This is a genomic window from Arthrobacter sp. GmRoot5-12 (assembly GCF_059739365.1).
In genome coordinates, this window is the sequence record NZ_AP046056.1 from 2,665,624 (window position 1) to 2,679,871 (window position 14,248).

At 67.0% G+C, this 14,248-nt stretch carries 12 protein-coding genes; 5 read left to right on the plus strand and 7 right to left on the minus strand.

Going from position 1 to position 14,248, the window contains the following annotated elements; all coding sequences use genetic code 11:
* Positions 1 to 73: 73 nt before the first annotated feature.
* The 3 genes from AC6JAM_RS12205 to AC6JAM_RS12215 form a co-directional block, all read right to left on the minus strand.
* The gene (locus AC6JAM_RS12205) at positions 74 to 1,420 is read right to left on the minus strand and encodes an ABC transporter substrate-binding protein (RefSeq protein WP_056392575.1); all 1,347 of its coding nucleotides are present in this window, start codon (positions 1,418 to 1,420) and stop codon (positions 74 to 76) included.
* 76 nt (positions 1,421 to 1,496) lie between these two features.
* Positions 1,497 to 2,420: a carbohydrate ABC transporter permease gene (locus tag AC6JAM_RS12210; protein ID WP_018768971.1), complete on the minus strand. Its 924-nt coding sequence runs from the start codon at positions 2,418 to 2,420 to the stop codon at positions 1,497 to 1,499.
* A gap of 10 nt (positions 2,421 to 2,430) precedes the next feature.
* Positions 2,431 to 3,363 carry a carbohydrate ABC transporter permease gene (locus AC6JAM_RS12215; protein WP_018768970.1) on the minus strand — a complete coding sequence of 311 codons (933 nt, stop codon included), beginning with the start codon at positions 3,361 to 3,363 and terminating at the stop codon, positions 2,431 to 2,433.
* Positions 3,364 to 3,545: 182 nt separating this feature from the next.
* On the opposite strand from AC6JAM_RS12215, the gene AC6JAM_RS12220 reads away from it, so the two are divergent.
* Both AC6JAM_RS12220 and AC6JAM_RS12225 read left to right on the plus strand, forming a co-directional pair.
* Entirely contained in the window at positions 3,546 to 4,751 is a 1,206-nt protein-coding gene (locus tag AC6JAM_RS12220; RefSeq protein WP_018768969.1) for a Gfo/Idh/MocA family protein, read from the plus strand.
* 10 nt (positions 4,752 to 4,761) lie between these two features.
* Complete coding sequence (locus AC6JAM_RS12225) at positions 4,762 to 5,784, plus strand: LacI family DNA-binding transcriptional regulator (RefSeq protein WP_018768968.1); 1,023 nt, start codon at positions 4,762 to 4,764, stop codon at positions 5,782 to 5,784.
* On the opposite strand, the gene AC6JAM_RS12230 is transcribed toward AC6JAM_RS12225, so the two are convergent.
* Both AC6JAM_RS12230 and acs read right to left on the minus strand, forming a co-directional pair.
* Positions 5,781 to 6,578 carry a DeoR/GlpR family DNA-binding transcription regulator gene (locus AC6JAM_RS12230; RefSeq protein WP_144601062.1) on the minus strand — a complete coding sequence of 266 codons (798 nt, stop codon included), beginning with the start codon at positions 6,576 to 6,578 and terminating at the stop codon, positions 5,781 to 5,783. The two genes, AC6JAM_RS12225 and AC6JAM_RS12230, sit on opposite strands and share 4 nt — an antisense overlap.
* A gap of 90 nt (positions 6,579 to 6,668) precedes the next feature.
* Positions 6,669 to 8,690: an acetate--CoA ligase gene (acs, locus tag AC6JAM_RS12235; protein ID WP_497934755.1), complete on the minus strand. Its 2,022-nt coding sequence runs from the start codon at positions 8,688 to 8,690 to the stop codon at positions 6,669 to 6,671.
* A gap of 410 nt (positions 8,691 to 9,100) precedes the next feature.
* Here acs and AC6JAM_RS12240 point away from each other — a divergent pair, with 410 nt between their 5' ends.
* Genes AC6JAM_RS12240 through AC6JAM_RS12250 form a run of 3 tightly spaced genes read left to right on the plus strand, consistent with a single transcriptional unit; the run spans position 9,101 to position 12,034 of the window.
* A complete protein-coding gene (locus AC6JAM_RS12240; RefSeq protein WP_497934756.1) occupies positions 9,101 to 10,522 on the plus strand; it encodes an energy-coupling factor transporter transmembrane component T family protein in 1,422 nt (473 codons plus the stop codon).
* A gap of 43 nt (positions 10,523 to 10,565) precedes the next feature.
* Complete coding sequence (gene nth / locus AC6JAM_RS12245) at positions 10,566 to 11,360, plus strand: endonuclease III (protein WP_018768965.1); 795 nt, start codon at positions 10,566 to 10,568, stop codon at positions 11,358 to 11,360.
* Positions 11,357 to 12,034 (plus strand): NUDIX hydrolase, encoded by a 678-nt coding sequence (locus AC6JAM_RS12250; RefSeq protein WP_056392582.1) that lies wholly within the window; start codon positions 11,357 to 11,359, stop codon positions 12,032 to 12,034. Before nth ends, AC6JAM_RS12250 begins: the two co-directional genes overlap by 4 nt.
* 3 nt (positions 12,035 to 12,037) lie before the next feature.
* Here AC6JAM_RS12250 and AC6JAM_RS12255 read toward each other — a convergent pair whose 3' ends face one another.
* Positions 12,038 to 12,229 (minus strand): YegP family protein, encoded by a 192-nt coding sequence (locus AC6JAM_RS12255; RefSeq protein WP_497934760.1) that lies wholly within the window; start codon positions 12,227 to 12,229, stop codon positions 12,038 to 12,040.
* A 165-nt stretch (positions 12,230 to 12,394) separates the two neighbouring features.
* Positions 12,395 to 14,131 (minus strand): bifunctional 3'-5' exonuclease/DNA polymerase, encoded by a 1,737-nt coding sequence (locus tag AC6JAM_RS12260; RefSeq protein ID WP_497934763.1) that lies wholly within the window; start codon positions 14,129 to 14,131, stop codon positions 12,395 to 12,397.
* Positions 14,132 to 14,248: the final 117 nt, after the last annotated feature.

The following is a 14,248-nucleotide window of genomic DNA, read 5'->3' on the forward strand; positions in this document are numbered from 1 at the left end:
GCCGCCGCCGCGAGGAGGGGACGGCGGCACCCGGCCGGGTGGCTGCGACCACATACGCAGCCACGTGCGGGGGTTACTTGAAGAGGGCGTTGACCTGGTCGTTGGCGGCCGTCAGGGAGCTGGCCTTGGATTTGCCGGAGACCACGGAGTCCATGGCCGGCTTCATGATGCCGTCAACCTTCGCGGCGTTGTCAGCGATCGGGTAGAGGAACGTGGTGCCGTCCTTGACCTGCTGGCTGAAGGGGGTGACGTCCACGCCCTTGGCCTTGAAGGCTTCCACGGCCTTGTCTGCGGAGGTCTTGATGGCGGGGAAGACGACGGCCTTGGAAGCCACCACGTCCTGGCAGGCGGCGGAGCCGAGGTATTCGACCCACTTGATGGCGGCTTCGGGCTTCTTGGTGCCGGCGTAGATGGAGTCCGCCAGGCCGTTGTACATGCTGGCGCGCTTGCCGTTGACACCCACCGGGGTGGGGGCGATGCCCACCTTGACGTCCTTGTAGCCGGTGTACTGGCCGATCATCCAGGAGCCGTTGGCGTTGATGACGGACTTGCCGGCGGCGAAGGTATCGGCCATGCTGGCGCCCACCGTGGTTTCGAGCTTGGGCATGTAGCCCTTCTCCACCAGCCCGGCGAACCAGTCGATGCTTTCCTGGAACTTGGGGTCGTCGTAGTTGAAGTGCTTGCCCCACGGGTTCTTGTCCGTGTGCGTCCAGCCGGTGGTGCCGGTCAGGTAGCTCCATTCGGTCTGGCCCTGGCCGGAACCGGAGCCGTTGAGGCCGAGCCCGTAGACGGCAACGTTGTTCTTGTCGAAGCCGGGCTCGTCGCCGCGCTTGCCGTTCTTGTCCACGGTCAGGTGGGCGATGGTCTTTTCGTACGAACCGCCGTCCTTCGGATTCCACGTCAGGTTGGCCATCTGCTCCGGGGTGACGCCGGCGTCCGCGGCAAGTTTGGTGTTGTAGAACAGCGCGATGGTGTCCCAGTCCTTGGGAAGTCCGTAGCGCTTGCCGTCCTGGCCCACCCAGAGGTCCGCCAGGCCGGAGTTGTAGATGCCGGTGTCGATGTTGTCCTTCTTGATGGCGTCGTCCAGGGCGAGCAGCTGCTTGTTCTTGATGAATTCGGGGTACTTGCCCAGGTGGTCGGTGAAGACGTCCGGGGCGGTGCCTGCCACGAATCCGTTGGTCAGGGTGCCCCAGTAATCGTCCCAGCCGCGCTGGGTGACCTTGACGGTGATGTCCGGGTTGGCCTTGTGGAAGTCGTCGGCGCACTGCTTGTAGGCGGGGAGCTGGTTGGCGTCCCAGAGCCAGTAGTTGAGCTCGCCCTTGCCGGCTTCCGCGGAGCCGCCGCCTCCGCAGGCGGAGAGGGCCAGGACTGCTGCCGCAGCTGCTGCGAGGGAGCCGAGTGCTTTCTTGTTCAGGTTCATGGGGGTCCTTTCAGGGTGCTTCCGGGCAGGCCGCCGTGGCGCGCGCCGGGAGGGGGAATTTCGAGGGAAGGGGTGATTACTTGATGCCGGAGAAGCCGATGGAGTTGACGATTTTCTTGCCGAAGACGGCGAACAGGATCAGGACGGGAAGGGCGGAGACCAGCGTGGCCGCCATGAGGCCGGACCAGTCCGGCGCTCCCTGCGGCGATTGGGACTTGAACACGCCCAGGCCCACCGTGAGGACGCGGACGGACTCCTCCTGGCCCACCAGCAGCGGCCAGAAGTACTCGTTCCACTGGCCGATGAAGGTGAGCAGGGCCAGGGTGGCGATGGGGGCGGCGGCGTTTGGCAGGATGATCTGGAAGAAGATCCGAAGGTGCTTGGCGCCGTCGAGCATTGCCGCTTCCTCCACCTCGCGGGACATGTTCAGGAAGAACTGCCGGAGGAAGAAAATGGCGAACGGGGTCATGAAGATGTAGGGGAGTACCAGCCCCGCCATGGTGTTGAGCAGGCCCAGGTTCTTGATCAGGAGGAAGTTGGGCAGCGCGGTGAAGATCGGCGGCACCATCATGGTGGCCAGGAACAGGCTGAAGACCAGGTTCCGTCCCCGCCACCGCAGCCGGGCGAAGGCGTAGGCGGCCATGGCGCTGAAGAACACTGCGCCGGTGGTGGTGATGGAGGCAAAGAGCACGGAGTTGCGCAGGTAGATCCAGAAGTCGATTTGCGCGCCGGATCCGCCCTGGGCCACTGCCTCTTCGGGGGACTGCAGGCCGAAGACGCGCTGGAATGCGCCCAGGCTGAATTCTGCGGGCAGCAGGTTGGTGGCGTTGCCGGCCAGCGCCCCGTTGGTGGACAGCGCCGTCCGGAGGATCCAGTAGAAGGGGAGGACCGAGACGGCAACGGCGATGGCCACAAGGAACCAGGCGGCGGTGCGGCGCCAGTTGAACGGACGACGGCGGGTGGCGGGCCGGGCGGGTGCGGAGACTTTTGCGGTGGTCATGGAAGTGTCCTTAATCCAGGTCTGATTCGTTGCCCTTGAGGAACTTCATCTGGATGAAGGCCACCAGGGCGAGGATGACGAAGAGGATGACCGCCAGGGCGGAGCCGTAGCCGAAGTCCGATTCCGTGAAGGCCTTTTGGTAGATGTAGAACTGCAGCACCCGGCTGGCATTGACGGGTCCGCCCAGGGTGGTGACGGCAACGGTGTCGAACACCTGGAAGGAACCGATGACGGTGACGATCAGGACCAGCGCGAGCACCGGGCGCAGCAGCGGCATGGTGATCTTGCGGAATGTTTGCCAGGGTGAGGCGCCGTCCAGGTTGGCCACTTCGTAGACGTGGCTGGGAATGGCCTGCAGGCCGGCGAACAGCAGCAGGGCGGTGTAGCCCATGTGCCGCCAGGTGTTGATGAGGGCCTGGGTGGGGATGGCCCATTCCTCGCTGCCGAAGAATGCCACCTTGGGCAGGCCGATGGCGTCGATGAAGTAGTTGACGATGCCGATCTGGTAGTCCAGGAGCCAGAACCAGAGGAGGGCGGCGATCACGTTCGCCATCAGGTACGGCAGCAGGAGCGCGCCGCGGATCACGGTTGATTTGGCTACCCGGTGCATCAGCAGGGCAAGCCCCAGCGCGAGCGTGGTCTGGAGGAGGATGTTGATCAGGACGTACTGCCCGGTGACAGCCAGCGCATTCCAGAACAGGGGGTCCTTGGCGATGGCCTCATAGTTGGCGGCACCGATCCACGTCGGGTCGCCGAGGATGCTGTATTCGGTGAAGCTGAGGTAGATGCCCCGCAGGGTGGGCACCAGGTAGAAAACGATAAATCCGATCATCGCCGGGGCTATGAAGAACAATGCGATCTTCAGGTCGCTCTGTCCCCGGCGCTTCAGCGGCCGGTGCGCTGCGTGCACTGCCGGGCTGGCGTTCCTGGTAAGGGTGGTCATCGTCGACCCTTTCCTGAGTGTGATGGAAGTAACAGGCTGGAAAGAAATCTACACGAGTAGATATTGGACGGCAAGGGCTTATTTCAATGTTTCAAAACCAGGGCAATTACGCCAGTGACTGGATATTGACTCGAGTAGATGCGGGTGAAACACTCGGAGAAACTTCAATCGGAAGGCAAACAATGACGTTCTCCATCGGCATCGTGGGCGCGGGCCAGTTCGGCAGCCAGTTCGCACACCTGTTCAACCTGCATCCCGGCGTCAGTGCGGTCTATGTTGTGGACGAGCTGCCGGAGCGGGCTGAATCCGTGGTCCGAAGGCTGGATCTTGCCGGCGTCGTGCCCGACTTTGACGCCCTTCTGGCCTCCGACGTCGACGCCGTGGCGGTCTTCACCCAGCGCTGGACGCACGGACCCCTGGTGGAGCGTGCTCTCCGCGCCGGCAAGCACGTCTACTCAGCCGTGCCCATGGCGGTTGCCGAAGAGGAGATCGCCCGCATCATCCAGGCCGTCCGGGACACCGGCAAGGTGTACATGATGGGTGAGACCAGCTACTACAACCCCGCCACCGTGTATGCCCGCGAACAGCAGGCGGCCGGCAGGTTTGGCCGGGTCTTCTACTCCGAAGGCGACTACGTCCACGACATGGACCTCGGCTTTTATGACGCCTACCAGTACAGCGGGGGCGAGCGGTGGAAGGAGACGGCAAGCTACCCGCCAATGCTCTACCCCACCCATGCGATCGGCGGGGTGCTGGGGGCCATCCCGGCGCACGCCGTCAGCGTCAGCTGCGTGGGCGTCAAGGACCAGCGGGATGACGGGGTATTCGACAAGGACGTCAGCATGTTCGGCAATGACTTCTCCAACGCCACGGCGCTCTTTGAACTGAACGACGGCGGCGTGATGCGCACCAACGAGATGCGCCGCGTGGGCTATCCGTCCCACATCCGCGAATCGCGCTTCCGGTTTTTTGGCACGGAGGCAAGCTTTGAACAGCTCGCCAGGGTCACCGTCTGGCAGGACAAACAGAATGTCCACGACATCTCCGAGCAGATGGAAACCCGGCCCAGCATGTCCCTGGACGATCCCTCACTGGCCAACGTGGCCCCGGAACTCCGGGACGCATTCGTGTCGGGACTCGCTCCCGTCCACGACGCCGGACGGTTGCCTGAGGAGTTCCGCGGCGCACCGAACGGGCACGAGGGAAGCCACCATTTCCTGGTGGACGACTTCGTCACGGCGGTTAATGACGGCACACTGCCGCCCGTGAATGCGTGGGTGGCCGCCCGCTTCACCCTCCCGGGCATCGTGGCCCACCAGTCCGCCCTGCAAAACGGCGTACGGCTTCCCATCCGTGACTTTGGGGATGCGCCGGGTATGAGTGGTTAGCATGGACAGCATGACTTCCCCGGCCGCGCAGGCCTCCCGCGGCGGCCCGGTGACCCGCAAGGATGTGGCGCGCTATGCCGGCGTCAGCACCGCCGTCGTCAGTTACGTGGTCAATGGCGGACCCAAGAAAGTGGCGCCGGCCACCGAAGCCAAGGTCCAGGACGCCATCCGCGTCCTGGGCTACCGGCCCAACGCCGCCGCGCGGGCGCTGAAGCTCGGCTCAAGCGAGACCCTGGGGCTTATCGTCCCGGACATCTCGAACCCGTTCTTCTCACTGTTTTCGCACGCCGTGGAGGATGCCGCCGCAGACCTGGGGTACGCGCTGGTGCTGAGCAACTCGGACGGAAACCTGGCCAAGGAACGCCGCAACATCCGGAACCTCGCCGCCCGGCAGGTGGACGGCGTCCTGCTGGCCAGCGTCCTTTTCGAACCCGATCTCGAGGCGCTGGAAACGGCGGACATCCCGTCCGTGCTGCTCAACCAGGAACGTGACGCCCCGGGCTTCAACAGCATCGGTGTGGACCTGGCGGCCGGAGCCAGGATCGCGGTGGAACACCTGATCAGCCATGGCCACACCAACATCGGCCTGGCCATGGGAACCAACGTCTCCGGGGAGACCGACGGCCGTGAAGTAGGTTGGCGGCAGGCGCTCCAGGAAGCTGGTCTGCCCGAGGGGCCCATTGCCTACAGTGCCTTCACCCGGCCCGGAGGGTACGTGGCCGGGCAACGCCTCCTGGCGTCAGTGAACCGGCCAACGGCCGTCTTCGCCACGTCCGATATGCAGGGGATTGGACTGCTGCGGGCCATCCATGAAGCGGGACTGTCTGTTCCGGGCGACATTGCCGTGGCGTCTTTTGACGGCTCGGCCGACTCTGAATACTCCTGGCCGCCGCTGACCACCGTTGAGCAGCCGGTGGCGGCCATGGCGGAGGCTGCCGTGGCGGCACTCGTTGGAGCCAGCCGGGGGGAGGACCCGCGGCACCGGATATTTCCCACCAAACTGCACGTACGCCAATCCTGCGGCTGCCCCTAGCCGGCCGACTGCATGGCGGGCAGGCGCAGCCTGGTCCGCTCCTGCAGGACCCGCCGGGCCTCCGGGCCAAGTCCGGAATCGCTGATGACCTCATCCACGTCATCCAGGGCGGCGATGGAACTGATGCCCAGCATTCCCCATTTGGTGTGGTCGGCCAGCACCACTGTCTTGCGCGCTGCTGCCATGAAGGCCCGGTCGGTTTCGGCTTCGAGCAGGTTGGGTGTGGTGAAGCCCGCCTCGGCATCCATCCCGTGGACGCCCAGGAACAGCACGTCCAGGTGCAGTTGCTTGAGGGCGCCCGTTGCGATGGGCCCCACCAGGGCGTCTGAGGGCGTGCGCTCGCCGCCCACCAGGATCACGGTGGAGGAGTAACGGGCCGAGCCGGACGAGGCCGCGTGGTGGAAGAGGTCCGCGATCCTGACAGAGTTGGTGACCACCGTGATCCGCGGCCCTCCAACCAGTTCCTTGGCCAATGCCCACGTGGTGGTGCCGGCACCCAGGCCGACCGCCATGCCCTCGTGGACCAGGGCGGCCGCCTCCACGGCGATGGCGCGCTTCTCCACGGTCAACTGCGTGGACTTCAGCTCGAAACCGGGCTCATGCGTGCTTGCATCCCCCGGCAGCTTGGCGCCGCCGTGGATTCGTTCCAGCTTGCCGCCCTCCTCGAGCAGCTCGATGTCCCGCCTCACCGTCATCAACGAGACGCCAAGCTGGGTGGCGAGGTCCGAGACCCGGACCACCCGCTCCCGCTGGACGGCATCCAGGATTGCTTGGTGTCGGGCGGCAGGCAGCATGGAGGCGGATCCTTCAACGCGGGTGGCAAGGGTGCTCCCAGCATACGGCGACGGCGCCTCCCCGGCTGGGGAAGCGCCGTCGCCGTATTGCTACTTCCGGAGGCTGGCCGCGATCTGCTGCATGATCGTGGGGTCGGACAGCGTGGTGGCGTCGCCCGGGTCGCGGCCTTCCGCCACGTCCTTGAGGAGCCGGCGCATGATCTTGCCGGACCGGGTCTTGGGCAGTTCGGGCACCACCAGGATGTTCTTGGGCTTGGCAATGGGCCCGATTTCCTTGCCCACGTGGTTGCGCAGCTCCTGTACGGTGGCGTCGCCGTTGTTCACGGCATCGCCGCGGAGGATCACGAACGCAACCACGGCCTGGCCGGTGGTTTCGTCCGTGGCGCCCACGACGGCGGCCTCCGCCACGGCGGGGTGGCTCACCAGGGCGGATTCGATTTCTGTGGTGGAGAGCCGGTGCCCGGAGACGTTCATGACGTCGTCCACGCGGCCCAGCAGCCAGATGTCCCCGTCTTCGTCCTTCTTGGCGCCGTCCCCGGCGAAGTACATGTTTTCGAAGCGGGACCAGTAGGTGTCCTTGAACCGCTGCGGGTCGCCCCAGATGCCGCGCAGCATGGCCGGCCAGGGTTCGCGGATCACCAGGAAACCGCCGTGGCCGTTGGGGACGGACTCGCCCATTTCATCCACCACGTCCACGGCGATACCGGGCAGCGGCACCTGGGCGGAGCCGGGTTTGGTGGCGGTGACCCCGGGAAGCGGGGCGATCATCTGTGCGCCGGTTTCGGTCTGCCACCAGGTGTCCACGATGGGCGCCTTGTCGCCGCCGATTACCTTGCGGTACCACATCCAGGCCTCGGGGTTGATGGGCTCGCCCACCGAACCCAGCACCCGCAGGGAGGAAAGATCGTACTTCGCCGGGATCTCCGCGCCCCACTTCATGAAGGTGCGGATGGCGGTGGGAGCGGTGTACAGGATGGAGACCTTGTACTTTTCCACGATCTCCCACCAGCGGCCCTGGTGCGGGGAGTCCGGCGTGCCCTCGTACATGACCTGCGTGGCGCCGTTGATGAGCGGGGCGTAGGCGACGTAGGAGTGGCCGGTGACCCAGCCGACGTCGGCCGTGCACCAGTACACGTCCGTTTCCGGATGCAGGTCAAAGACCGCCCTGTGGGTGTAGGCGGTCTGGGTGAGGTAGCCGCCGGTGGTGTGCAGGATGCCCTTGGGCTTCCCGGTGGTACCGGACGTGTAGAGGATGTACAGCGGGTGCTCCGAATCGTGGCCCACTGCGGTGTGCTCTGCGCTGGACGTCCCCACCGTGTCCGCCCACCAGTGGTCCCGGCCCTCGTGCCAGTCCACGTCCTGGCCGTTGCGCTTGACCACCACCACGTTCTGGACCGTGTGGCCATCGTGGGCCAGGGCATCATCGACGGCCGGCTTCAGGGGGCTCGGCTTGCCTCGGCGGTAGGTGCCGTCGGCGGTCACCACCAGCTTGGCTTCGGCGTCGTCGATCCGGGACCGGAGGGCCTCCGCCGAGAATCCACCGAACACCACCGAGTGGACCGCGCCGATGCGTGCGCAGGCCAGCAGCGTGATCACGGCCTCCGGGATCATCGGCAGGTACACGGCAACCCGGTCACCCTTGGCCACGCCCAATGACTCGAAAGCGTTGGCCGCCTTCTTCACTTCCTCGGTCAGCTGGGCGTAGGTATAGGTGCGGGTGTCGCCGGGCTCGCCCTCGAAGTAGATGGCCACGCGGTCGCCGTTGCCGGCCTCCACATGCCGGTCCAGCGCGTTGTACGCCGCGTTGATTTCGCCGCCAACGAACCACTTGGCGAACGGCGGATCAGACCAGTCCAGCGCCTGTGTGAAGTCCTTGGACCACGTCAGCAGCTCCCGGGCCTTCTTCGCCCAAAACGCGGGCCGGTCGGCATTCGCTTCCCCGTACTCGGCGGCGGTGACAACGGCGTCGGCCGCGAATTCCGGGGAGGGTGGAAAGGCCCGCGTCTCATGCAGCAGGTTCGCGAAGGCGTCGCCCTGGTGGCCTTGCTGTCCTGCCGGCTGGGCGGAAGCGGACGGAACGGTAGCCGTGGAGCTGGGGGTGTCCTGGGACATGTGAACCTCATCATTCATCGATCTTTGCCGCGCGGGACGCCGCCACCGCATTGGCCCGCCGATCGCGCGGCATTGGGCTCCAGCCGGGGGCGGGCATACCGCAAAGAGCTGTTCCGCAACCAAGCCTAATGCTTACGGTGCATCCGCTGTGTGCCCCGTCACATAGGCGGCCATGAGCGGCATTTTTTATGCGGTGAATGGTCTCTTCATGACTCGCCAGGCACCGCCGGAGGCCTGCCCCAGCTAGTGATCGGCCGGGCCGTTGACTAGGCTGAGATGGAATTGTGACTTCACTTCGGACCTCTCCGGCCGGGCGCAAACAGCGCCTTGCCGGGCCCGGACCGCATGTCAAGACGGCACAGTTTTCGGGTCCGGACCGGGCCCGGTGCCGCCACGCTAAGGAGAGCAGAATGAACCAGCAGAGTTACGGCCAGCGAACGGGTCCGGACACCAAGGCAGGGCCAGGAGCCTCCGGGCCTGCCGTGGGAGGATCCGCGCACGCGACACCGGCCGGCAACGCCGCCAAGGGGCAGGCTGCAGGGCAGAAGGCCGGCTCCGGGAAGATCGACCCGAACGCCAACCAGGCGGTCCTCGGTCCGTTCACCGTGCGCGACCTGGCCGTCTTCGCAGGCACCCTGATCCTCTTTGTCGCGTCCCTGCTTCCCCTCTTCGGCGCCCGGTACAACCTGTGGAACCTCAACAACCTGTTCTTCCTGGGACTGGGCATCGTCCTGCCGCTGATCGCCAGCGCACTGTTCGCGGCGCGCCGCCTGGCACCCGCCACAAGGATCCGCGTGGGGTCGCTCTCGATCGACCAGTTCGCCTCCGTTGTGGCCTCCTTCGCCCTGGCCTTCTTCTTCCTGTCCGTTGCAGGCGGCTACGTCACCAGCCTGCTGGTGGGCCTGATCGGCTCGCTCGTCCTCTTCGCCGCCACCGTGCTGGGCCGGTTCCTGCCGTACCTTTCCGGTGACTTCAAGGACCGGCCAGAGACGCCGGCGCACATTGTGGCCCGCGAGGCCGCGGTCCCGCTGCGGAAGCCGCGCACCCCCAAAGCCCCCAAGCCGGAGTCCGGCTCCAACCAGTCAAAGGGCGGCTTCAAAGGTGCCACCCTGTTCGGTGGGGCCGGTGCAGGTTCCTCCGCCGTCGAGCCGGGATCTTCCAGCCCCAACCCTGCGCCGGCGCGTTCCACCCACACGCCCGCCACTGCCGCCGTCCCCGTGGCCAATGCCGGGGCTGCCGTTGCAGGGACCGGCGCTGCAGCTGCCGGCGCTCCAGCTGCGGGCACCGTCGCGGGTCCGGCTGCCTCTACCCCCGCGGCGCCAACCGCCCCTGTATCAACCAGCCCTGTATCATCCACCCCTGTATCAACCGCCCCCGAAGCCGCTGACCGGGATGCCGGCACGCCGCATCAGGACGCCGGCCCGCCCACCCAGGCGGCCGACGTCGTCCGTCCTGACTCAACCCCGGCCCCGGCAGCCGAGGAGACCCAGCACGGTGCCGTCCCCGCCGCGGGCGCTCCGCAGGCAGCGTGGGAGCCGCCGGCCGCCACCGCTGTCCACCAGCAGGTCCGTTCCGAGCAGCCCATCGGCGCGACGGTGGACCCGTCCACCCGCCATGACGAGACCGACGGGCAGCCCATCCATGAGGCTTTCTGGTTCGCCGTCGCCCAGCACCGCACCGCCTACGACCCCCGCACCGGTGCGCCTGCCTTCGTGATCGAGCCCGGCGGCTGGGTACTGGCGCTTGAGGACCGGGGCCACGAATTCCTGGTCCAGCACACGGACGGACGGCTGGGCGTCCTGCGCGACCTCAGCAACATCGAGCGCGGCTGACGCCGTGGCCGGGCCACGCAGCAAGAACGGGCAGGCCGCGGGGATGCCCGTGGTCTCGTCCGAATCCGTCCTGGCGCTGAAACGGCGGGCACGGCGCATCCACCGGGCCCTGGCCGAAAAATATCCCTACGCCCACGCGGAACTGGACTTCCGCAACCCCTTCGAACTGCTGGTGGCCACCGTGCTGTCCGCCCAGACCACCGACGTCACGGTCAACCAGGTCACCAAAGTGCTGTTCGCACGCTGGCCCAATGCCCGGTCCCTGGCCGAGGCGGACCCCACGGAGCTTGAAACCATCCTCAAGCCCACGGGGTTCTTCCGCGCCAAAGCGAGGAACGTCCTGGCGCTGTGCACCCGCCTGGTGGATGACTTTGACGGCGAGGTCCCGGGGCGGATGGAAGACCTGGTCACCTTGCCCGGGGTGGGCCGCAAAACCGCCAACGTGGTGCTGGCCAACGCCTTCGGCATCCCGGGCATCTCCGTCGATACCCATTTCGCCCGGCTGGCCAAGCGGTTTGGGTGGACCCAGTCCGAGGACCCTGTGCAGATCGAACAGGACGTGGCGGAGTTGTTTGACCGCAGGGACTGGACCATGCTGTCCCACCGTGTGATCTTCCACGGCCGCCGCGTCTGCCACGCCCGGAAGCCCGCCTGTGGTGCCTGTCCCGTGGCTAATTGGTGCCCGAGCTATGGCCTGGGGGAGACCGACCCCGTCAAAGCAGCCAAGCTCCTCAAGTATGAACTTGCGCCCGGCAGCGAGGCGTTGCTGGAGCAGTACCTGTCTGAACAGCAGCGGGCTGCGGAGATCCGGATGGCCTCCCAGGCGAGGGCCACGTGAGCGCAAGGGAAGACCTGGCCGCGCTGGTCCAGCGGGCGGAAGCCGGGACGGCCGGGCCCCCTGATCCACGCTGGGCTGCACTGACAGTAGATGCCTCCCGCGCCCGCAGGGCCGCGGTCCTGATGCTTTTCGGGGTGCTCGACGACGTCCCGGCCGCGTCCGGCAAGCCACTGGCGCCGGCGGATCTGGACGTCCTGCTCCTGGAGCGCGCCCACACCCTGGGTTCGCATCCAGGGCAGGTGGCGTTTCCCGGCGGCAGCATCGACCGGGGCGAAACGCCGGTGGCGGCTGCGCTTAGGGAAGCCGAGGAGGAAACCGGACTGGACACCGGCGGGGTGGAAGTCCTCGGCACGCTCCAGGAACTGGGCCTGGCGCACAGCAACTTCCTGGTGACGCCGGTGCTCGGATGGTGGCACTCGCCGTCGCCGGTACGGGTGGTGGACTACGCCGAATCCGCCCAGGTATTCCGCGTCCCGGTCAGGGACCTCCTGGACCCGGACAACAGGGTGATGGCCACGGTGCACCGCGCAGGCCGCACGTTTGACAGCCCTGCCTTCACTGTCAACGGCGTGGTGGTGTGGGGCTTCACCGGCATTGTGCTGAGCGGCCTCTTCGACCAGCTCGGCTGGTCCGTTCCATGGGACCGTACCAGACTGCACCCGATCGGGGTCTAGTTTTCAGGCCTGCTGGTGGCGCAAATCCACCACGATTCCGGTGGCGGCATTCTCGCGCATGGCGTTGATCCCGTCGCGGAGCAGGCTGAGGGACCTGAAGGTTGGTGACACCGCAACGATATTGCCTTCGGCGTCGGTCAGCCGCAGCCGGTACGACTCATCGCCTGTACGGTGAATTTCAAATCTTCCCGCCATGGACGGGGACCTCCCTGGTATGCGTCGTTGCATCAGCGTGTGGACCGGTCTGCATCAGCCCCGCTTCGACTGTAACGTCCGTCACCGGGCGCGCATAGCTACCGCCGGGTAGATTACTTATCGTCTCGACGACAGTAAAAGAGGCAGCACGGGAGGCCCTCCGCCCTATTTGGCGAGGTCGTAGGAGTCCACCACGGCCATGCTGACGGGGAACTCCACGGGGATGGGACCGAACAGCAATTCCTTGGCGGCCTTGGCCGATTCCTCGATTGCCGCGATGCAGGCATCGACGCGGTCCGAGGGCGCGTGCACCATGACTTCGTCATGCAGGAAGAAGGCGAGTTGGGCCCCCACAGGTCCGCCGCTGCCGCCGGTTCCTGCCGGCCGCAAGGCGCGCAGCCGCCGTCGCAATTCTGCCAGCCAGCAGGCCGCCCAGTCCGCTGCCGAGCCCTGGACCACGAAGTTCCGGGTAAACCGCCCGCGGGACCGCGCGATCGACTCTGCCCTCCGCTGCTCCTCCGCCGTGGCCGAGCGCTGGCTGAGGAACCACTGCCCGGACGGCGGAGGGCTGCTGCGGCCCAGCCTGGTGGTGACCGTCCCGCCCGCTTCGCCCGCCCGTGCCGCCCGCTCCACAAAGTCCACGGCACGCGGGTAGATGCGGGCCAATTGCGGCATGAGGCGGCCGGCCTCGCCGGAGGTGGCGCCGTACATGGCGCCCAGCAGGGCCATCTTCGCCTTGGCCCGGTCGCCGCCAAATCCCTTGGCGGCGATCCCGGCGTACAGGTCCTGGTCCCGCGCCGCCTCAGCCATGGCCGAGTCCTGCGCCAGGGCCGCCAGGACGCGCGGCTCCAGCTGCGAGGCGTCCGCAACGATGAGCTTGTGGCCAGGGTCGGCGTGCACCGCGCCGCGGACCTGGCGCGGAATCTGCAGCGCCCCGCCGCCGCGGGATGCCCAGCGGCCCGACACCACGCCTCCCACCACGTATTCCGGGCGGAACCGGCCGCCGTCCACCCACGCGTCCAGCCAGGACCAGCCGTTGGCGGTGTGAAGGCGGGAAAGCCTCTTGTACTCCAGCAACGGCTCGATGGCGGGGTGGCTGGACTCCCTCAGCTCCCACTTGCGGGTGCTTTTGACCTCGATCCCGTTGCGGTGCAGGGCGCGCATCAGGTCCTGCGGGGAGTCCGGGTTGAGCCCGGGTGAGTTGAGCATGACGCGCAGCTCCGCCGCCAGCGCCTCCAGTTTCACGGGACGCTGCCCGGCGGGCGGGCGGGGTCCCAGATGGCCGGCCAGGATCTGTTCGTGCAGGTCTTCCCGCCAGGGGACCCCGGCGTGCTGCATCTCGGCGGCCACAATAGCTGCCGCCGACTCCGCCGCGAGCAGCAGCTGGAGGCGGTTCCGGCGGTTTTCCTCCGTGCCCACGCCTGCCAGCGCACTCTGTTGGGCTGCGTATTCGGAACGGAGTTCCTCGAGCGGCGCCCCCGGCGGCAGCCCGGTTGCGGGATCATCGAACAGCGCGCCCTGGTCTGCAGGGGGACGCGGCGGCTGCAGCGCCTTTGGCGGAAGAGCGGGATCCTCCACCGGTACCCTGTCCGTGTTCCGGGCGTAGTCGGTGTGCGCGCTGAACTGCGAGAAGGCCAGGATGTTGCCGCACAGGGTGAGGTCGTAGCAGCGCTCCACCTCCACCCCGGATGCGAGCAGCGCCGGGTACCAGTCCTGGGTCCGGTGCCATATCCAGCGGGGCGGTTGGCCACCGGGGCGCCGTGCCTCCAGTTCGCGGACGACGGCGGCAAGGTCGGTGAGTGCCACAACGCGGGGTTCGGGATTGGCCGGCTGGGCGAGGCCCGCCTGCGTCAGTTCCTGGAGCGCCGCGCCGCGGGGGTGGGCGGCGAGCAGCAGGTACATGTTCCCATTGTGCCTTGTTGGAGGCTGTGCCTCGTTGGAGGGTTGGGCCTTGTTGAGGTGTCCGCGCTGCAGGTTGTCCACATACGGGACTTGCTCCCTTAACCAGGCCGCACCGCC